17 protein-coding genes are annotated in these 20,570 nt (G+C 67.7%); 7 read left to right on the forward strand and 10 right to left on the reverse strand.

Going from position 1 to position 20,570, the window contains the following annotated elements:
• The first annotated feature begins 169 nt into the window (after positions 1-169).
• On the forward strand, positions 170-505 hold the full coding sequence (locus tag LGM89_RS09340) for a putative quinol monooxygenase (protein ID WP_089497331.1): 336 nt from the start codon (positions 170-172) through the stop codon (positions 503-505).
• Positions 502-1,659, forward strand: coding sequence for an iron-containing alcohol dehydrogenase (locus LGM89_RS09345; RefSeq protein ID WP_226272896.1), 1,158 nt, complete (start codon positions 502-504; stop codon positions 1,657-1,659). Before LGM89_RS09340 ends, LGM89_RS09345 begins: the two co-directional genes overlap by 4 nt.
• Positions 1,660-1,739: 80 nt before the next feature.
• Here LGM89_RS09345 and LGM89_RS09350 read toward each other — a convergent pair whose 3' ends face one another.
• Positions 1,740-3,920 carry an ornithine decarboxylase gene (locus LGM89_RS09350; protein ID WP_226272897.1) on the reverse strand — a complete coding sequence of 727 codons (2,181 nt, stop codon included), beginning with the start codon at positions 3,918-3,920 and terminating at the stop codon, positions 1,740-1,742.
• Between the two features lie 510 nt (positions 3,921-4,430).
• Between LGM89_RS09350 and LGM89_RS09355 the strand changes: the two genes are divergently transcribed.
• Together LGM89_RS09355 and potE are read left to right on the forward strand one after the other, a co-directional pair.
• Positions 4,431-6,731 (forward strand): Orn/Lys/Arg decarboxylase N-terminal domain-containing protein, encoded by a 2,301-nt coding sequence (locus LGM89_RS09355; protein WP_226272898.1) that lies wholly within the window; start codon positions 4,431-4,433, stop codon positions 6,729-6,731.
• Between the two features lie 46 nt (positions 6,732-6,777).
• Entirely contained in the window at positions 6,778-8,163 is a 1,386-nt protein-coding gene (potE, locus tag LGM89_RS09360; RefSeq protein ID WP_089427898.1) for a putrescine-ornithine antiporter, read from the forward strand.
• A gap of 22 nt (positions 8,164-8,185) precedes the next feature.
• Here potE and LGM89_RS09365 read toward each other — a convergent pair whose 3' ends face one another.
• A complete protein-coding gene (locus tag LGM89_RS09365) occupies positions 8,186-9,094 on the reverse strand; it encodes a LysR family transcriptional regulator (protein WP_226272899.1) in 909 nt (302 codons plus the stop codon).
• A gap of 174 nt (positions 9,095-9,268) precedes the next feature.
• Between LGM89_RS09365 and LGM89_RS09370 the strand changes: the two genes are divergently transcribed.
• Positions 9,269-9,853: a putative glycolipid-binding domain-containing protein gene (locus LGM89_RS09370; protein WP_226272900.1), complete on the forward strand. Its 585-nt coding sequence runs from the start codon at positions 9,269-9,271 to the stop codon at positions 9,851-9,853.
• A 45-nt stretch (positions 9,854-9,898) separates the two neighbouring features.
• On the opposite strand, the gene LGM89_RS09375 is transcribed toward LGM89_RS09370, so the two are convergent.
• Positions 9,899-10,891, reverse strand: a complete 993-nt coding sequence (locus LGM89_RS09375) for a sulfonate ABC transporter substrate-binding protein (protein WP_089497323.1) — start codon at positions 10,889-10,891, stop codon at positions 9,899-9,901.
• A 298-nt stretch (positions 10,892-11,189) separates the two neighbouring features.
• Positions 11,190-11,597: a DUF427 domain-containing protein gene (locus LGM89_RS09380; RefSeq protein WP_089442892.1), complete on the reverse strand. Its 408-nt coding sequence runs from the start codon at positions 11,595-11,597 to the stop codon at positions 11,190-11,192.
• Positions 11,598-11,885: 288 nt separating this feature from the next.
• On the opposite strand from LGM89_RS09380, the gene LGM89_RS09385 reads away from it, so the two are divergent.
• A complete protein-coding gene (locus LGM89_RS09385) occupies positions 11,886-13,547 on the forward strand; it encodes an ABC transporter substrate-binding protein (protein ID WP_226272901.1) in 1,662 nt (553 codons plus the stop codon).
• Positions 13,548-13,647: 100 nt separating this feature from the next.
• Here the strand turns inward: LGM89_RS09385 and LGM89_RS09390 are convergent, their stop codons facing one another.
• The 6 genes from LGM89_RS09390 to LGM89_RS09415 all read right to left on the reverse strand — a co-directional run bounded on the left by LGM89_RS09390 (position 13,648) and on the right by LGM89_RS09415 (position 19,526).
• Complete coding sequence (locus tag LGM89_RS09390; protein WP_089432426.1) at positions 13,648-14,595, reverse strand: TauD/TfdA dioxygenase family protein; 948 nt, start codon at positions 14,593-14,595, stop codon at positions 13,648-13,650.
• A 156-nt stretch (positions 14,596-14,751) separates the two neighbouring features.
• Positions 14,752-15,705, reverse strand: a complete 954-nt coding sequence (locus tag LGM89_RS09395) for a TauD/TfdA dioxygenase family protein (RefSeq protein ID WP_089427891.1) — start codon at positions 15,703-15,705, stop codon at positions 14,752-14,754.
• Positions 15,706-15,853: 148 nt separating this feature from the next.
• Entirely contained in the window at positions 15,854-16,699 is an 846-nt protein-coding gene (locus tag LGM89_RS09400) for an ABC transporter ATP-binding protein (protein WP_226272902.1), read from the reverse strand.
• Between the two features lie 40 nt (positions 16,700-16,739).
• Positions 16,740-17,561, reverse strand: coding sequence for an ABC transporter permease (locus LGM89_RS09405; protein WP_226272903.1), 822 nt, complete (start codon positions 17,559-17,561; stop codon positions 16,740-16,742).
• A 39-nt stretch (positions 17,562-17,600) separates the two neighbouring features.
• Complete coding sequence (locus LGM89_RS09410) at positions 17,601-18,443, reverse strand: ABC transporter permease (protein ID WP_226272904.1); 843 nt, start codon at positions 18,441-18,443, stop codon at positions 17,601-17,603.
• 15 nt (positions 18,444-18,458) lie between these two features.
• Positions 18,459-19,526 (reverse strand): ABC transporter substrate-binding protein, encoded by a 1,068-nt coding sequence (locus tag LGM89_RS09415; protein WP_089497317.1) that lies wholly within the window; start codon positions 19,524-19,526, stop codon positions 18,459-18,461.
• Between the two features lie 857 nt (positions 19,527-20,383).
• Here LGM89_RS09415 and LGM89_RS09420 point away from each other — a divergent pair.
• A complete protein-coding gene (locus tag LGM89_RS09420; RefSeq protein ID WP_041493341.1) occupies positions 20,384-20,566 on the forward strand; it encodes a Flp family type IVb pilin in 183 nt (60 codons plus the stop codon).
• The last annotated feature ends 4 nt before the right edge of the window (positions 20,567-20,570 follow it).

Here is a 20,570-nt window from a genome sequence, read left to right on the forward strand (position 1 = left end):
GTTGTTGTTCGTGGCGCGGTGGCGTCACTGCGAAGGCCGCGCCGATTCAATACAATGCGACGACCCGCCAGTGACACTGCGTTGCGCCGTCGCGTTCGAATCCTTCCGGTTCGCCGCGCATTGCGTGCGTCCCCGTCGTGACGGCCCCCAGTCGAACCCGGAGCGCAACATGAACGAACCTTACCTGCAGGTCATCGCGCATTTCCACGCCAAGCCCGGCAACGGCGACCGCGTGGTCGCATTGCTCGCGGAGCTCGCGCCGCTGACGCGCGCCGAGCCGAAGAATCTCGACTACGCGTATTTCCGGTCGCCGGAGGACCCCGACCACATCGTGATCCTCGAACGCTACCGCGACGCGGACGGTCTCGACGTGCATCGGGAAACGCCGCATTTCCAGCGGATCGGGTTCGGCGCGATCATTCCGTTGCTCGATCGCCGCGAAGTGTCCAGCTACATGGTGCAGCCGGGCACCGGCGCGGCGACGCCACCGGGAGGCGCCCGATGAACCCGTTTCAATTCCGTACCGTTCCGACGCAGGTCGTCGAATTCGGTGCCGCGCGCCGGCTCGGCGTGTTGTTGCGCGAACGCTTTCCGGCGCTCGTGCGGCTCTGTGTCGTCACCGACGCGTTCCTGCATCGCAGCGGCGTGCTCGCGCCCGCGCTGGAGAGCCTCGCCGCGCACGGCTGGCAAGTCACCGTGATCGACGACGTGATCGCCGATCCGCCCGAGCACGTGGTGCTGGAAGCGACCGAGCGGGCCGTCGCGGCCGATGCCGAGATCGTGCTCGGCCTGGGCGGCGGATCGTCGATGGACGTCGCGAAGCTGATCGCGGTGCTCGCGCCGGGGCAGCAGGCGCTGACCGACATGTACGGCGTCGGCAAGGTCACGAGCGCGCGGCTGCCGCTCGTGCAGATGCCGACGACGGCCGGCACCGGTTCGGAAGTCACGGCCGTGTCGATCGTCACGATCGGCGAGGCGCGCAAGATGGGCGTCGTGTCGCCGCACCTGTTCGCGGACGTCGCGATCCTCGATGCCGAACTGACGCTCGGCCTGCCGCGTGCGGCCACGGCCGCGACGGGCATCGACGCGATGGTGCATGCGATCGAGGCCTACACGTCCGCGCGGCTGAAGAACCCGGTATCCGACATGCTGGCCGTGCACGCGCTGACGCTGCTGTCGCGCAACCTGCTCGCGGCGTGCGACGACGGCCGGAACCGCCACGCGCGCGAGGCGATGCTGGTCGGCGCGATGTTCGCGGGGCAGGCGTTCGCGAATGCACCGGTCGCGGCCGTGCACGCGCTCGCCTATCCGGTCGGCGGGATCTTCCATGTGCCGCACGGGTTGTCGAATGCGCTCGTGCTGCCGCACGTGCTGCGTTTCAACGCGGCGGCCGCCGCGCCGCTGTATGCGGAACTCGCGTCGATCGTCGCGCCGTCGGCGACGGGCAGCGATGAAGCGCGCACGCACGCGCTGATCGCCGAGATCGACCGGCTGATCGTCGCGACGGGCATTCCGCGCACGCTGCGTGAGGTCGGCATCGGGGAGGGCGACCTGCCGAGGATGGCATCGGATGCGATGCTGCAGACGCGCCTGCTCGTGAACAATCCACGCGAGGTGACGGAGGCCGACGCGCTGGAGATCTACCGGCAGGCGTGGTGAGGCGGCGGGCGCGCCGCCCGTCATGCGTTCACGATGCGCTCAGGACCGCGAGCGGCGCGTGGCCGCCCGCCAGGCCGCCGTTACGCGCGTGACGCGTCGGCGCCGGCCGCCACCACGTACGCCGAAGCCTGCTTCGTGCCGTCCGGCCGCGTTTGCAGATAGACGCCCTGGATTTCCGGCTCGAAACCCGGCAGCGCGTTGATCCCCGCTTCGAGCGCACGGAAGTAGTCGAGCGCCGGGCCGCCCCACCTTTCGCCGGGCACCACGCAGAAGATGCCGGGCGGATAGGGCAGCGCGCCTTCCGTCGCGATCCGGCCTTCGATGCGATCGAGCGTGACGAGTTCGACGTTGTTGCGGATCAGCTCGACGTTCGCGGCCTGCGGCAGCATCGCCTGCTTCGGGAACTGCGCACGCCGGAACATCATCTTCTGCAGATGCTTCATGTCGTGGCTGCGGTAGAAGTCGTGCATCCGCTGGCACAGCTGCCGCAGGCGCATGTTGCCGTACAGCTCAGGATACGCTTCGCACAGCGATGGAATCGCTTCGCGCAGCGGCGTGTCCTGGTCGAGATGGCGTTCGAACTGCGCGAGGTGCGCGACCAGATGCTGCAGCTTGCCGAAACTTTCGGAAGGCGTGAGCAGGAACAGGATCGTGTACAGGTCGGCCTTCTCGGGCACGACGCCGTGCTCGCGCAGGTAGCGCGCCAGGATCGGCGCCGGTGCGCCGAACGCCGCGTATTCGTGCGTGTCGCGATCGATGCCGGGCGTCGTCAGCAGCAGCTTGCACGGGTCGACGAAATACTGGTCGTCCGCATAGCCTTCGAAGCCGTGCCACGTGTCGGCCGGATGAAAGCGGAAGAAGCGCAGGTCGTCGACGATCTGCTCGGTCGGGTAGTCGGCCCACGGGCGGCCGTCGATGTTCTGGGGAACGAACGGTCGAATCTGGCGGCAGGTCTTCAGAAGCAGCTTGCGCGCATCGACGCCATGCGCGACGCAATCGCGCCACAGGCGCTTGCCGGCCGGGCCCGCATGCATCTGCGCGTTGACGTCGAGCGCGGCGAACATCGGGTAGAACGGGCTCGTCGACGCATGGATCATGTACGCGTTGTTGAAGCGCCGGTGATCGCAGAAGCGCTTCTGGCCTTCGATGTGGCTGTCCTTCTTGTGGATCTGCGACGTCTGCGAGAAACCGGCCTGCTGCTTGTGCACCGACTGCGTGACGAAGATGCCGGGATCGTCGGGGCCGAGCGTGAGCATCAGCGGCGAGCAGTCCTGCATCATCGGGATGAACTGCTCGTAGCCGACCCACGCCGAATCGAACAGGATGTAGTCGCACAGATGCCCGATCCGGTCGACGATCTCGCGCGCGTTGTAGATCGTGCCGTCGTAGGTGCCGAGCTGGATCACGGCGAGCCGGAACGGGCGCGGCAGGCCGGCGCGCTCCGGCGCGACGTCGCGGATCGCGTCGCGAATACGGGTTTCGTCGAGCGCCGCGCTGTCGACGCCGCCGATGAGGCCCCACGCGTTGCGCGCGGTTTCGAGGTAGACCGGCCGCGCGCCCGACAGCACGAGCGCGCCGAGGTGCACCGACTTGTGATTGTTGCGGTCGAACAGCACGAGATCGTCGGGCGCGAGCAGCGCGCTGGTGACGACCTTGTTCGACGTGGACGTGCCGTTCAGCACGAAGTACGTCTTGTCCGCGTTGTAGATCCGCGCGGCATTGCGCTGCGCTTCCAGCGCGGGGCCTTCGTGGATCAGCAGGTCGCCGAGCCGAACGTCGGCGTTGCAGAGGTCGGCGCGAAAGATCGTCTCGCCGAAGAAGTCGAAGAACATCCGGCCGAGCGGGTGGTTCGAGAAGAACTGGCCGCCCTGATGGCCGGGGCAGTCGAATTCGACATAGCCGCGCTGCACGTATTCGCGCATCACCTTGAAGAACGGCGGCAGCAGGTTCTCGCTGTAGATGTCGGCGGCGGCGGAGATCTGCCGGCCGTAGTAGTGGCGTCCGCCATGGCGGAGCTGGATCACGCCGCTCGCGCTCGGCAGGATCGACGGCGGCACTTCCTGGTCGGGCTCGACCGCGACGAAAAACGGAATCGCGAATCCGGTTCTTTCGACGGTTTCAAGCACCTGTTGCGCCGAATCGATTCCGACGACGATTGCCGCGATATTCGTGAGATCGGTCTGGAATACGTCGACCTGTTCGTGCGTGGTGAGGAAGGCGCCAATCAGCGCCGGCTCGACTGCGATTTTCAACAGGCTCACACGAACTCTCCCGTAAATGTGCGGAAAACGAGAGCCGCATTCGCACGGGCGCGCAATCCGCGTCATCCGACACGCGCCGCCGCCGATTGAAACGCTCCCGCGAATGCTGAATGCCGCATGGCGCGCCGCACGAAAACACCTTGCGCGGCGCGGCGCAGCCGCCGCCGGTCAATGCACGGCGCAGCCGATCGTAGCAACAAAACCCGGCGAATTCAATCGAGCGGAATCGGCAATCCGATTGGTGGGCGAAACCGATCCGATAATCGGAAATCGGCGTGCTGCAATGCACATCAAAATGAACCGATTGTGAAAGGCGATTTGAAAACGTTCGACCGTTTCGCCGATTCGTCTGCTTTTCATCAAAAGGCATCTATGGCATAGTCGGCTCCGAATTGGATGGCGAATCAAACCGGATTTGCGAGCGTCTCATGCCGCTCCCGTGGCCTGCTGTCCGCGTGCTCGTGAGACGAATTAAACCCAACGAAGCATCGGAACAACGAGGGCAAAAACATGAATACGTCCGTCGGTGGCATTCGTCGTCTCGGCCTGCGCGCGTTATTGGTCGACGACGAGATCACGCAGGAAACCGCGACCGGGCGTGCGGTCCGCACGCTGAGCGCGGAGCTCGTGCAGCGCGACATCGACGTGCTCACGGCCACCTCGGCCGACGACGCGATCATGCTGATCCGCTCCGATCCGTCGATCCAGTGCGTGCTGCTCGACTGGGATCTCGGCGTGGATGGCCACGGGCCGTCCGAGGCCGTGGTCGACGCGATCCGGCATCGCAACGCCAACGTGCCGATCTTCCTGCTGGCCGACCGCAGCGTCGCATCGTCGGTGCCGTCCGCGGTAATGGGCAAGGTCGACGATTTCGTGTGGCTGCTCGAAGATACGGCCGACTTCATCGGCGGGCGCATCCACGCGGCGATCGAGCGCTACCGCGCCACCGTGTTGCCGCCGATGTTCGGCGCGCTCGCGAAATTCTCGCGCGTCTACGAATACTCATGGCATACGCCCGGCCACACGGGCGGCACGGGCTTCCTCAAATCGCCGGTCGGCCGCGCGTTCTTCGAATACTTCGGCGAAGCGCTGTTCCGTTCCGACCTGTCGATCTCGGTTGGCGAACTCGGCTCGCTGCTCGACCACTCGGGCCCGATCGGCGAAAGCGAGCGCTACGCGGCCCGCGTGTTCGGCGCGCATCGCACGTATCACGTGACGAACGGCTCGTCGACGTCGAACCGCATCATCCTGATGGCGAGCGTGAGTCGCGACCAGATCGCGCTGTGCGACCGCAACTGCCACAAGTCGGCCGAGCACGCGATGACGATGTCGGGCGCGATCCCGACCTACCTCGTGCCGACGCGCAACCGCTACGGGATCATCGGGCCGATCGCGTCGGAGCGCCTCACGCAGGCGGCGATCCGCGAGGCGATCACGTCGAATCCGCTCACGGCCGGGCTCGCCGATCGCCAGCCGAAGCATGCAATCGTCACCAACTCGACGTACGACGGCTTGTGCTACAACGTCACGCGCGTCGAGGAGCTGCTCGGCGCGAGCGTCGACCGGCTGCATTTCGACGAAGCCTGGTACGGCTACGCGCGTTTCAACCCGATCTACCGCGATCGCCACGCGATGCACGGCGACCCGCGCGACCATCGTGCGGACCGCCCCACGGTGTTCGCGACGCAGTCGACGCACAAGCTGCTGACCGCGCTGTCGCAGGCGTCGTACATCCACGTGCGCGACGGCCGCAACCCGATTCCACATGGTCAGTTTAACGAAACGTTCATGATGCACGCGTCGACGTCGCCGAACTACGCGATCATCGCGTCGAACGACGTCGCGGCCGCGATGATGGACGGCCCCGGCGGCGCGGCGCTCACGCACGAGTCGATCGAGGAGGCCGTCGCGTTCCGGCAGATGATCGCGCGGATGAACAGCGAGTTCGGCGCGAAGGGCGACTGGTTCTTCGAGTGCTGGCAGCCCGACACGGTGCTCGAGACGCGCACCGGCCGCACGCTGCCGTTCCACGATGCGCCGCCCGAGCTGCTCGCGAGCGACCCGTCGTGCTGGGTGCTGCGCCCCGGCGCGCAATGGCACGGCTTCGGCAATATCGAGGACGGCTACTGCATGCTCGATCCGATCAAGGTGTCGATCGTCACGCCGGGCGTCGCGCCGGCCGGCGGGCTGATGCCGGTCGGCATTCCGGCGAGCGTCGTGACCGCGTATCTCGATGCACGCGGGATCGTCGTCGAGAAGACCACCGACTTCACGATCCTGTTCCTGTTCTCGATCGGCATCACGAAGGGCAAGTGGGGCTCGCTCGTCAGCGCGCTGTGCGACTTCAAGCGCGACTACGACGCGAACCTGCCGCTCGACATGGCGATTCCGTCGCTCGCGAAGGCGCACGGCTCGCGCTATGCGGGCATGGGGCTGAAGGACCTGGCCGACACGATGTTCGCGGCGATGGAGCAGCTCGGCACGACGCGGTTGATGTCGGAAGCGTTCTCGATCCTGCCGAAGCCGGAGATGAGCCCGGTGCGCGCCTACGAGCATCTGGTGCAGGGCCGCGTCGAGCAGGTCACGCTCGAGGAACTGGCCGGGCGCACGGTCGCCACCGGCGTCGTGCCGTATCCGCCGGGCATTCCGCTGTTGATGCCGGGCGAGAACGCGGGGCCGGCGGACGGCCCGGTGCTCGGTTACCTGAAGGCGCTCGAAGCGTACGACCGGCGCTTCCCGGGCTTCGCGCACGATACGCACGGCGTGGAAGTCGAGGACGGCACGTACCGCGTGTATTGCCTGACGGCCTGAACGCGCGACCGGCCGTGCAACGGCCTTACATCGAGGGATCGACATCATGGAAAACACAGCGCGCATGTCCGACGCGGCCGCCGCGGCCGCGCCGAAGAACCGGATGAACGTCTGGCAGCTGACCATTCTCACGGCGGTCAACATGATGGGCTCCGGCATCATCCTGCTGCCGTCGAAGCTCGCGCAGGTCGGCACGATCTCGCTGCTGTCGTGGATCGTCACGGCCGGCGGTTCGCTCGCGCTGGCCTATGCGTTCGCGCGCTGCGGGATGCTGAGCCGCAAGCCGGGCGGGATGGGCGGCTACGCGGAATACGCGTTCGGCAAGGCCGGCAACTACATGGCGAACTACACGTACGGGCTGTCGCTCGTGATCGCGAACGTCGCGATCGGCGTCACGGCGGTCGGCTACGGCACCGTGCTGTTCGACGCGACGTTGTCGCCGCTGCAGACCGGCCTGTGGACGATCTTCCTGCTCGTGCTGACGACGGTCGCGAACTTCGGCGGCTCGCGCATCACCGGCCGGATCGGCGCGGTGACGGTGTGGGGCGTGATCATTCCGGTCGTCGTCGTGTCGCTGATCGGCTGGTTCTGGTTCAGCGGCGCGACCTGGGGCGCCGCGTGGAATCCTAACAACCTGCCGTTCGGGCCGGCCGTCGGCAGCTCGATCGCGGTGACGCTGTGGGCGTTCCTCGGGCTCGAATCGGCGTGCGCGAACTCGGACGCCGTCGAGAATCCGGAGCGCAACGTGCCGATCGCCGTGCTCGGCGGCACGATCGCGTCGGCGATCTTCTACATCGTGTCGACCAACGTGATCGCGGGGATCGTGCCCAACGCGCTCCTCGCGAAGTCGAATGCGCCGTTCGGCATCGCGTTCGCGACGATGTTCACGCCGACGGTCGGCACGATCGTCACCGCGCTGATGGTGATCGCGTGCATCGGCTCGCTGCTCGGCTGGCAGTTCACGGTCGCGCAGGTGTTCAAGAGCTCGGCGGACGTCGGCTACTTCCTGCCGGTGTTCGCGCGTGCGACGCGCACCGGCACGCCGATCGTCGGGATGGTGATCCTGCTGGTCGCGCAGGTCGCGCTGGCGCTGATGACGATCAGCCCGGAGCTCAGCAGCCAGTTCCAGAAGATCGTCGATCTCGCGGTCGTCACGAACCTCGTGCCGTACGTGATGTCGATGGCCGCGCTGATCACGATCCAGAAGGTCGCGAAGGTGCCGCCGGCCAAGGCGCTGCTGACCAACGTGATCGCGATGGTGGCCACCGCATACAGCTTCTATGCGCTGTTCAGCTCGGGCGAGCAGGCGCTGATGCTCGGCGGCCTGTGCGTGTTCCTGGGCTGGACGCTGTTCGGTTTCGTCAGCGCGCGCTTCTACCAGATGGAAGTCGACGCCCACGTGAAGGAGCCGGGGAAGTCGCTGCAGGCGTGACGGGGGCGGCGGGCGCCGCCCGTTATCGGGCAGCGCGGGCCAGCAGCGGCGGGAGGTCCTGCTTCAGCAGGTCGACGACGGCCCGCACGCGCGGCGGCAGCGGCCGCTGCGCATGCACGAGCACGTTGAGCGCGAAGTCGGGAATCACGTAGTGCGGCAGGAGCTCGACGAGCGTGCCGGACGCGAGCGCGTCGGCGCAGGCCGGCTGCTGGACCACGCCGATGCCGCCGCCGGCCACGATCGTGTCGAACATCGGGCGCCAGTGGCTCGTCGTCATGATCGTGCGGATGCGCGCGTAGTCGAGCGCGTCGCCGTCGCGCCGCAGCGGCAGCCGCTCGCTGGCGAAGACGCCTTTCACGCGGACGAACGGATGGTTCGCGAGATCGGCCGCCGTGTCGATCGGGCCGTGCCGCTCGAGATACGACGGCGCGGCCACGAGCCGGCGGCCGACCGCGCCGACCGGATGCGCGACGAATCCGCCGTCGCCGAGCTGGCCGACGCGAATCGAGATGTCGACGCCTTCCGTGACCGGATCGACGATGTCGTCGTTCAGGACCAGGTCGATGTGCAGGTTCGGATACGCGCTGCGGACATGCATCAGCACACCCGGCAGCACGACCTCGCCGATGCACTGCGGCGCCGCGAGCCGGATCGTGCCGTCGAGTGCGTTTTCCGTCTTCGACACCGACGCGACCGCGTCGTCGGCCGCTTCGAGCAGTTCCTTGCTGCGTTCATAGAAGATCCGGCCTTCTTCCGTGCACGTGAGGGTGCGCGCGCTGCGCAACAGCAGCCGTGTGCCGAGATGCTTCTCGAGCCGCTCGATACGCTCGCTGACGGCCGGCTGGCCCATGTCGAGATCGCGCGCCGCGCCGGACATCGTGCCGCGCTCGACGACCCTCACGTAGATGCGCATCGTCGCCAGCAAATCCATGAAGTCGCGCCCCTTGTCCGGTTCCGGTTGATGCCGATCGACGGATGGTATCAAAGCAGGGCTGCCCGAAGGTACGCGTCGAACCGATACTGACCATCGGTCGGCGAAGCCGCGTGTGTTCGCCGGTGCGATGGGGGACAATCGGCATCCGTGCGATCGACGGGAGACGACGACATGACGCAGCAGGATGACGCGGTGCGCACGCGCTGCGTCGCATGGCAGATCGTGCAGACGTGGCAGGCAGCCGAATGGTGCCGGCTCGTCGAATCGCGAACGGGAATCGATCTGTCGGGATCGGTGTCGGGTGCGATCGACGGCTCGCCGTTTCGCATCGATTACGCGATCGCATGCGGCGCCGACTGGCTCACGCGCTCGGCACGCATCACGCAGTGGGACGGCACGCAGCCGCCGCGGCAGTGGGATATCCGCCGTGACGCAGGGCGATGGACGGTCGACGGCGTCGACGTCCCGGCGCTCGCGGGCGCGACCGACCTCGATCTCGGTTTCAGCCCGTCGACGAATACGCTGCCGATCCGGCGGCTCGGGCTGGCCGTCGGCGAAGCGGCGGTGATTCACACCGCGTGGCTGCGTTTTCCGGATGTCGCGTTCGTGCGCGGCGAGCAGCGCTATACGCGTACGGCGGAGCGCGTGTACCGCTACGAAAGCGGCACGTATGCGGCCGATATCGCGGTCGACGAAGCGGGGTTGGTCACCGACTACGACGAATGGCGGCGCATCGGCGCGGCTACCGCGCGCTGATTCGCGCGTACCGCGCCGCGCGTTAGCGGCACCGGCACCGGCGCGTCAGCGTGCGCTCGCGACCGACAGCTTGCCCGGAATCAGCTTCAGCGCGCTGAATGAATCCGCGATGTTCTGCTGATACGCGAGCGTCGCGTCGCTGATCGGCTGCACGCCGTAGCCGGCGCGCTTGAGCGCGACTTCGAGCGTCGGCGCATCGAGGCCGACGAGCGGCGACAGTTGCGTGGCGACTTCGGGCACATGGTCGCGCGCCCAGCGGTCGACCGCGTCGACTTCGTCGAGCAGCGCGCGGATGACCTGCGGGTGGGCCGCCGCGTATTTGCGCGCGGCGAGGTAGTACTGCGTATTGCGCACGAGCCCTTCGCCGTTCGCGATCACGCGCGCGCCGATCTGGCGCTCGGCGGCGGCCAGGTACGGATCCCAGATCACCCATGCGTCGACGTTGCGCTGCACGAACGCGGCGCGGGCGTCGGCGGGCGTCAGGTAGATCGGCTGGATGTCGGCATACGTCAATCCCGCATGTTCGAGCGCCTTCACGAGCAGGTAATGGACGTTCGAACCCTTGTTGAACGCGACCTTCTTGCCGCGCAATTGCGCGACGTTGCGGATCGGCGAATCGGGCAGCACGACGATCGCCTCGCCCTGCGGCGCGGGCGGCTCGTTGCCGATGTAGACGAAGTCGACGCCGCCCGCCTGCGCGAAGATCGGCGGCGTCTCGCCGACCGTGCCGACGTCGATCGCGCCGGCGTTCAGGCCCTCGAGCAATTGCGGGCCGGCCGGAAATTCGAGCCACTGCACGGTGACGCCCTGGCTCGCGAGCCGTTTCTCCAGCGTGCCGCGCGCCTTGAGCACGACGAAGTTGCCGTATTTCTGGAAACCGACGCGCAGCCGCGTGCTGCTGTCTTGCGCATGAGCAGGCAGGCCCGCGAGCGGGCCGAGCGCGAGCCCGGCCAGCCCGGCGGCCGCGCCTTGCAGCCACTGGCGGCGATGCGGGTTCGCCGGTGTCGGTTCAACGTCTGCGTGGGGTGTGTCGTTCATCGAGGCGTCCTGCGTGCGGGTTCACGGGCCGCGCGCGAAAGACGGCGCGGCCGGCGCAGGGCGGGCCCGATGCGGGCGATGCGCGCCACGGGCCGGCCCGCGCCGGATTCAGGACGATACGGCCGCGCAGGCCGGCGGCCAACCAACGAATCCGCATATGCAAATCAGCGGCGGGCCAGGTGGGCGGGTTCGGGCTAGTGGTTGGCACGGGAACCCGCCGGCACGGCGCGCCGTGCCGGCGAATGCGCCCACGCGCACGCGCAGCCGCCCGGAATTCGATGAACGGCTGCCTCGACCCTCAATCGGAGCCGGCGGGGCTTTCCTCGATCGAATCGACGCGATCCGGATAGAACGCGAGGTGCCCGCGAATCGCGTCGACGGCCGGATAGGGCGCCTCGTAGGTCCAGACGGCATTCACGGCGCGCTCGCCGCCGACCGGAATCGAGTAGTAGGCGGCGTCGCCCTTGTACGGACAGTACGTCGCGTGGTTGGTGCGTTGCAGCAGTGTCAGGTCGGCGTCCTCGCGCGGGATGTAGAACACCGCCGGGTAGGCGGCCTCGCGCAGCGCCAGCGCGCGGCGCGTATCCGCGACGACCCTGCCGGCCGCCTTGACCACGACGCGCCGCGGGTGCAGTTCGACCGTGATCGGGTGATCGGGGCCCGGCGTCTTCACCGGGCGAGCAGACGTTTCGGAGCTGACGGGCATCGTGTGTCCTCCTGGAATCGGCGGCGCGGCGGCGTCGGGCGAATCCCGGCGCGCCCGTGCCGGCGTTGGCCAGCCGATACGATGCGCCATTTCGGGCGAGTCTGCAGGGGGCCGGAAGACGGCGGCTCGAGACGGCCGCCGACGTTCGCGTGGACGTTTTCATGCACGGGCAGCGGGATGCAGCCACGACGATAAGCAACGCGAAATTAATTGGTAAGCGATCGGCGGGAGGCGCGCGAAGATCGGCCGTCTTCATTTGCATGACAGCGCTCTCCTGTCCCCGTCACCATGAAAAACGCTTTCGTTTCGTCAGCCGCGCGTCGTGCGCGTGGCGTCCCCCATGCCGCGATCGCCCTGCGCTGTCTCGTGGCGTCGCTGCTGCTCGCCGGCGCGGCCACGCACGCGCTTGCCGCTCCATCCGGCAAGACGCTCGTGTATTGCACCGAAGGCAGCCCGGCCGGCTTCGATCCGGGCCAGCATACGACGAGCACCGATTTCGATGCGAGCACGTACCCGGTCTACAACGGGCTCGTGCAGTTCAGGCGCGGCACGCTCGATCTCGAGCCGGCGCTCGCGACGAGCTGGGACGTGTCGCCCGACCAGCGCACGATCACGTTCCACCTGCGGCGCGACGTGAAATTCCAGACCACCGCCTGGTTCACGCCGACGCGGCCGTTCCAGGCCGACGACGTCGTCTTCACGTTCCACCGGATGCTCGATCCCGACGATCCGTTCCGCAAGGCCTATCCGGTCAGCTTCCCGTATTTCAGCGACCTCGGCTTCGACCGCAACATCGAGCGCATCGACAAGGTCGACGACTACACGGTGCGCTTCGTGCTGAAGACACCCGACGTCGTGTTCGTGCGCAATCTCGCGATGGCGTTCGCGTCGATCCTGTCGTCCGAGTATGCGTCGCAGCTCGCGGCGCGCCACCGCGAGGCCGACATCAACCAGTTCCCGGTGGGCACGGGGCCGTTCCTGCTGCGCACGTACCAGAAGGACGCGCTGATCCGCTACGACGCGAATCCCGACTACTGGAAACCGGACGACGTGAAGCTCGCGCGCCTCGTGTTCGCGATCACGCCCGATCCGGCCGCGCGCCTGCAGAAGCTGGTGGCCGGCGAATGCCAGGTATCGGCGTTCCCGCGGCCGGCCGATCTCGACACGGTGCGGCGCGACCCGAAGCTGACGTTGTTCTCGGGGATGGGTTTCAACGTCGGCTTCGTCGCGTACAACACGCAGCATGCGCCGCTCGATCGCGTCGACGTGCGGCGCGCGCTCGACATCGCGATCGACAAGTCGGCGATCGTGAAGACCGTGTTCAACGGCGACGCGAAGATCGCGACGAACCCGATGCCGCCCGCGCAATGGTCGTACAACCCGCGGCTGAAGGATGCGCCGCGCGACCCGGCGGCCGCGAAGGCGCTGCTCGCGCAGGCCGGCTTCCCGAACGGCTTCGACCTGACGCTGTGGGCGATGCCCGTGCAGCGCCCGTACAACCCGAATGCGCAGTTGATGGCGCAGCTGATCCAGCAGGACTGGGCGAAGATCGGCGTGCGCGCGAAGATCGTCAGCTACGAATGGGGCGAATACAACCGCCGCGCGAAGCACGACGGGCAGCACGACGCGATCCTGTACGGCTGGTCGGGCGACAACGGCGACCCCGACAACTGGCTCGGCACGCTGCTCGGTTGCGACGCGGTGCACGGCAGCAATCTCGCGAAGTGGTGCAACCAGGATTTCGAGAAGCTGGTGGACGCGGCGCGTTCCAATGGGGACGTCGCGAAGCGCACGGCGCTGTACGAGCAGGCGCAGGTCGTGTTCAAGGACCAGGTGCCGTTCACGCCGATCGCGACGTCGATCGTGTCGCTGCCGGTCTCCAAGCGCGTGCACGGGCTGACGTTCTCGCCGCTCGGCGGGCATCGCTTCGACGGGGTGTGGCTGGATTGACGGGCGGCCCGCGCGGACAAGCGTTTTCGTCCGCGCGGTGCGATGAAGGGAAGGGCCGGCGCGATGCAGTGCGCGCCGGCTGCCGGCAGAGCGGTTCGGTTCAGTTGAGCGCGACCGCCGCCGCGGCTTCGACCGGCGAGCCTTCGAGCGCGACCGACGGCCGGCCGTCGGGGCCGACCGGCACGTCGCCGATGAGCGTCGTGCGATACAGCTGGCGATCGAAGTCGAGATCGAAGATGTCGACGGGCGCGAGGTGGGCGGTCGCGCGGTTGTCCCAGAACGCGATGCTGCGCGGTTCCCACTTGAAGCGGATCGTGAATTCCGGCCGCGTCACGTGTTCCCACAGCAGTTCGAGCAGCGCCTGGCTCTCGCGCGGCGTCAGCCCGACGATCGACTTCAGGAAGCTCGGGCTCACGTACAACGCGCGTTCGCCGGTCTCCGGATGCACGCGCACGAGCGGATGCTCGGTGACGAGCGGGCGGCGTTCGACCGCGTCGTCGAACGCACCGGTGGCGCGCGCGCCGGCCGGCGGCGTGAAGCGGTGAATGCCGCGCAGGCCGTCGACGAAGCCGCGCAGCGGCGCCGACAGCGTTTCGTACGCCCGCACGAGGTTCGTCCAGTGCGTGTCGCCGCCGTACGGCGGGATCGTCACGCCGCGCAGGATCGACGCCCACGGCGGGTTCACGGCGGCCGTCACGTCGGTGTGCCAGCCGGTCCACGGGCGGCGCACCGGTTCGCCTTCGAAGCGCGTCGCCTTGCGATGCTTCGCGATCGAGTAGACGGCCGGATGCCCGTCGACGTGCCCGAACACCGGGTGGCCGACCGTCGGCTCGCCGAACTGCGCGGAGAACGCGACATGCTGCTCGTGCGTGAGGAATTGCTCGCGGAAGAAGATGACGCGCCATTTCAGCAGCGCGGCGCGGATCGCCGCAATCTGCGGCGTGGTCAACGGTTGCGTGAGGTCGACGCCGCGGATTTCCGCGCCGATATGGGCGGACAGCGGAATCACGTCGACCGGCTGGGCGGCGGGTTCGAGTAGGGCGCTCATGCGACGCTCCTGGCGGGAGTGGACGGGGCGGAGGGCCGACATCGTTGCGCGTGCAAGCGTCGGTCCGGAGGCGGGAAGGGCATGGTCGGGGTCCGGTAGCGGAAAGCGGGGCAGGCGCGGCGGCGCACGGAGCGCCGCCGCCGCGTGACGCGGGCGTTACTGCAGCGTCGCGCCCGGCCCCTTCAGCACGACGCTCTGGCGGCCGTCGATGCCGACCGGCACGTCGCCGTGCACGGTGGCGCGGCGCACGACGCGGCGCGCATCGCCGTAGTCGTTGATCGCGTAGTGCTGCGTCGCGCGGTTGTCCCAGATCGCGACGTCGCCTTCCTGCCAGTTCCAGCGCACGGTGTTCTCGAGACGCGTCACGTGCTCATGGAACACCTGCAGCAGGTGCGCGGAATCCTGCGCCGACAGCCCCTTGAGCCGCTGCACGAAATGCCCGAGCACGAGCGTGCGTTCGCCGGTTTCCGGATGGACGCGCACGACCGGGTGCTCGGTTTCGTAGACGGTCGACGTGAACACTTCGCGGTAGCGCTTCAGTTGCGTATCGTCGGCATGCACGTGCGTCGACGCGTAGTCGTATGCGTTGGTATGGAGCGCCCACAGCGTGTCGGCGAGCGCGCGCAGCGGGTCCGGCAGGTTCGTGTACGCGGCGGCCGTGTTGGCCCACACGGTGTCGCCGCCGAACGGCGGAATCACGACCGCGCGCAAGATCGAGATCTTCGGGTATGCATCGACAAAGGTCACGTCGGTGTGCCACGAATTGGCGCGCGCGCCGTGCGCGGAATCGAGTTCGAGCAGGGCTGCGCTGCCGTCGACGGACGGCACGGTCGGGTGCGCGACGGTCTTGCCGAAGCGGCGTGCGAACGCTTCCTGCGCGGTGTCGTCGAGATGCTGCTGGCCACGGAAGAACAGCACCTTGTGGCGCAGCAGCGCGGCCTGGATCGCGTCGAACGTCGCGTCGTCGAGCGTGCCCGACAGCCGCACGCCGGCGATCTCGGCGCCGATCCGGCCGGCGACCTGGCGAAGCTGGAGCGGCGTGGCGGCCGTGCGCGGTGCGGCGTGCGAAGCATGCGAAGACGGGTGAGCGGCGTGCTGGACTTCGGACATCGGGAGTCTCCTGGAGTCGGGTCGGGCGAGTCTCCATTCAAGCAGGGACCGCGCGCAATCGGAACCGATGAATCGTCACAACCTTAGCGTGTGCGCAGCGATGATCGATATGCGTCGTCATGCTGAGCAATGCGGTGCGTCGTGCGCGTTACCACGCAAGCCGCCATTCGCCGATCCGGTGCGGGCGCGGCGGGTCGATGCGCTTACCGCCCGGGCGATCGTCGCCCGGCGGTTCGTGGTCGTCGAAATCGGCGAGCACGGTGTCGCGCAATCGCGCGAATTCCGGCGAATCGCGCCGGCGCGGGCGCGGCAACGCGACATCGACGATGCGTTCGATGCGGCCCGGGCGGGGCGCCATCGTCACGACGCGGTCGCCGAGATACACGGCTTCGTCGACGTCGTGCGTGACGAGGATCATCGTGATGCGCTCCTGTTCCCAGATGCGCAGCAGTTCGTTCTGCATCCGCGCGCGCGTCTGCGCGTCGAGCGCGCCGAACGGTTCGTCGAGCAGCAGCACGCGCGGGCGGTTCACGAGGCCGCGCGCGATCGCGACGCGCTGCGCCATCCCGCCCGACAGCTGGTTCGGATACGCGTGTTCGAAGCCGTTCAGCCCGACGAGCGCGATGTGATCGGCAACCGCGCGCCGCTTCGCGGCCGCGTCGAGCGGCGCGTTGCGCAGCGCGGCTTCGATGTTCTGCGCGACGGTCAGCCACGGGAACAGCCGGTGATCCTGGAACACGATCCCGCGCTGCAACGACGTGTCGTACACGCGTTCGGTGCCGGCCCGGATCTCGCCCGCATAATCGGTATCGAGCCCGGCGATCAGCCGCAGCAGCGTCGACTTGCCGCAACCGCTCGAGCCGACGATCGTGACGAATTCACCGGCGCGCACGTGCAGCGACACGTCGTCGAGTACGGCGAGCGCGGCGCCGCGTTGCGCGTAGTGCTTGCTCACGTGGAGGATGTCGAGCGAATCGGAGGCGAGGGTCGTCATGGCGGTGCGAGGAAGAGGGTGACGAGAAAGGAAACGGCGTTCAGCGCGTCAGGTCGCCGCGCCGGGCCAGCACCTTGCGTTCGATCGCACGCGCGATCGCGTTCAGCGCCCAGCCGGTCACGCCGACGACGATGATCCCGAACAGCACGAGATCCATCCGGAACTGTTCGCTGCCGTCGATCAGCGTGTTGCCGATCCCGCTGCCGGCGACCAGCAGGTATTCGGCGCCGAGCGTCGCGAGCCACGAATAGATCAGGCCGAGATACAGCCCGGTGAAGATCGACGGCAGCGCGGCCGGCAGGATCACGTGGCGCACGAGCTGGAGCCGCGAGTAGCGCAGCGCGCGGGCGACGTCGACATACGCGCGCGGCACCGCGTGAATGCCGTCGCAGGTGTGCGCGGCGACGGGCAGCAGCGCGGCGAGCGACAGGAACACGACCTTGGCGACGTCGCCGAGGCCGAACCACACGGAAATCAGCGGAATCCACGCGAACAGCGAGACCTGCTTGAACGTGTCGAAGCTCGGGCCGACCATGCGCGCGGCGACGCGCGACAGCCCGAGCGCGGCGCCGAGCAGCAGCCCGCCCGTCGCGCCGAGCACGAAGCCGCACGCTTCACGCGCGAGCGACGCGGACAGCGCGCGGCCGAGTGCGCCGCTCGTGGCTTGCGCCCATGCGGTGCGCAGCACGTCGGCGGGGCCGACGAGCAGCCCGCTGCTGACGAGGTGCGCGGAAGCGATCGCCCACCACAGCGCGAACGCGACGAGCGGCAGCACGAAGCCGCGCCAGTCGGGGGTGTGCAGGCGACGGGCGGTTGCGCCAGCAGGCGGGGTGGCGTCAGGCGCGGCAGCATGATACGTCAAGGTTGGGACTCCTTCGGTTGCACGGGCAGGGGCGGCGCTTCAGCCGCGGAACGCGGACGGCACGCCGCGCCGCAAGCGCGCTTCGAGTGCATCGAGCAGCCGGTTGATCAGCAGGCCGACCGCGCCGACGACGATCACGGCCGCCATCACGAGGTCGAGCTGGAACAGCTGCCGCCCGTACACGATCAGGTAGCCGAGCCCTTCGGACGATGCGACGAGCTCGACGACGACGAGCGCGAGCCACGACTTCGTGAACGCGAGCCGCACGCCGGTCGCGAGCGTCGGGATCGCGGCGGGCAGCACGACGTGCACGATGCGTTGCCGCCGCGTGTAGCCGAATACGCGCGCGACTTCGTCGAGCGCGGGCGGCATCTGGCGAAACCCTTGCAACGTGCTCAGCGTAACGGGGACGAGCGCCGCATGCGCGATCAGCAGGTACTTGAGCGGCTCACCGACACCGACGAGCAGCAGCAGGAACGGCAGCCAGCCGAGCACCGGAATCTGCACGAGCGCATTGAAGCTCGGCAGCACGTACGCTTCGAGCGTGCGCGACAGGCCGAGCGCGACGCCGGTCGCGAAGCCGAGCAGCGTGCCGGCAGCGAAGCCGACCAGCACGCGCTGCAGGCTGATCAGCGTGTGGCGCACGAGGTCGCCGCTCGTCGCGAGATCCTTGAGTGCGTCGAACACGCGTTCGGGCGGCGGCAGGATCTGCGGCGCGATCCAGCCGCGCGCGCTGCCGATGCTCCACAGCGCGAACAGCAGTGCAGGCAGCAGCCACGGCGCGAGCCGCCACGACCACCGCTTCACGGCCGCCGCACGGCGAGGCGGCGCGGCGAGCGCGTGGCGCCCGGATGACGGAATGGAAAACGCGGTGTCGCTCATCGTGGCGGATCCGGGTCAGGAAAGCGGCTTGCCGGCCGCGTCGTAGCGTGGCCAGTAGCTCTCGAGCTTCAGCGTGCGCAGCGCATTGTCGAGATACTTCGGCTCGAACCAGCCATCGACGTCGACCGGCTGACGGATCAGCTTCAGCGCCAGCGCATCCTGCGCGACGGACTTGTAGCGCGCGACGAAGAACGGATCGATCAGCGGCGACAGGCGGTCCTTCAGGCGCTGGTTCGCATAGTCGGCCTGCCACGACGACACCGGCACGCCGCTTTTCGCCCACAGCTTGAACAGCGCGTCGCGGTTCGCTTCATCGGACGACCATTGCGCGCCCTTCACGACGGCGGTGACGACGCGCTGCACGATGTCCGGATGCGCGCGCTCGAAATCGTCGAGCACGAGCAGGTGGGTCTGGCGCGTGAGTTGCGGGCCGTCGTTCTGCGATTCGTAGATGATCTTCGCGAGCCCCGCGTCGCGCAGCTTGTACAGCTGGTAGTCGCCCACCGACGCATCGATGCCCTTCGACGCGAGCGCGGCGAGCGAGCTCGCGGCGTCGAGGTTGATCACGCGCAAGTCGCGTTCGCCGAGGCCGTTCTTCGCGAGCGCGTTGTCGGCGACGAGCTGCAGGTTCGTGCCGCGGAAGATCGACACGCGGCGATCCTTCAGGTCCTTGATCGAGCGGATGGGGGAGTCGGGCGGTACCGCGATCTTGACGCCGGAACGCACGCTCGCGGCGAGCAGCAGGCGCGTCTTGATCCCGTTCGCCCGCGCGAGCACGGCGGGCAGGTCGCCCTGGTACGCGAAGTCGAGCGCCTTGTTGGCGATCGCCTCGTTGACGGCCGGCCCCGCGCCCTTGAAGAACAGCCACTCCACCTTGATGCCGTCGGCCGCGAACTCCTTTTCGACCAGCTGCTGCAACTGCGCGGTGGCCGCACTCGAGCCGCCGAACGTCGGCGGATCGCCGGCGCCTTGCTGGGCGACGCCGATGCGGATGGTGGCGGGCTTGTCGGCGTGCGCGGCGGCGGCCGGCAACGCAATGAGGGACGCGATCAGCAGCGAGCGAAGCAGGCGCAGTGGAAGCATGAATCGATGGTTCCGGAACGTTGAGGGGAAGCGAGGCCGGGCCTCAGCCCGTCGGCGCATTCTCGATGACGGCCCGGGGCCGGACAAGAAACGATTTGAACTATGCTTATCGCCGTTTTCCCGGTTGGTGCGCCGGGCGATTCATTCCATCCGGATGAGAACGGTATTCACATGCATCCGACATTCAATCAGGATTCCAATCAAGTCGATTGAAGCCGGAAGCAGCGTCATGAAATTTCCGATTGGAAAGTCGCAAAGAACACGCGCGTGGATTCGCGCGGCGATCACTTTCCGAATCCGGGCCAAAAAACGGGGGCAGGTAGTCGGTGACATGCGATGCGAGTCCGTCATGCAGGCCGGAACGGCAAGCCGGGTGGGGCAAGACGCGCGCATGGGGAGCGGCCCGGCATGCCGATAAATCGAGTGGAAGCCGGGGCGGAAATTCACGCGCTGCAACAGTCGGCATGCGCGTTCCGATCGGCGAACCATTCGCGGTCATGCGAGAAAAAATGACCGTAAATGAAGGATATGGATTTCATCGTTGCAGGATGAAATCCATAAATGCATCCGACGCCAAATAATTTGAATTCGCCTGAAAAATTGTCTATACCCTAGACGAATCAGCGCGGTTGCATCGTGCGGGAAGACCGCACCACGGATGCAGGCACGCAACGATCGAAGATGTCGTTGCACGCCGCGTGTTGCAGTCATCGAGAGGATTCCGGGGGATGCGGGCGGCCTCGTGCCAGGGTCGCGCGCATGCGTCGCAACGGGCGAAGGCCCTGCGCAACCGCCGGAGCAACGGAGCATCTTTGCGTTCAACGGTCGGTTATCGGCCCCGTTACACGGAGGTTGCCATGCTGCAATACGTCAAGTCCCTGCTGCGTGACGAACGTGGCGTCAGCTCGCTCGAATACGCCGTGCTGGCCGGCATCGTCGTGGTCGCGCTCGCGGCGGTCGGCGTGATCCTCAGCAGCACCAGCGGCGGCCTGCCGAGCGTGTTCACGACACTGATCAACAAGGTGACGAGCCTGATCTGATCCC

This window comes from Burkholderia sp. AU31624 (assembly GCF_020420065.1).
Taxonomy (GTDB): Bacteria; Pseudomonadota; Gammaproteobacteria; order Burkholderiales; family Burkholderiaceae; genus Burkholderia.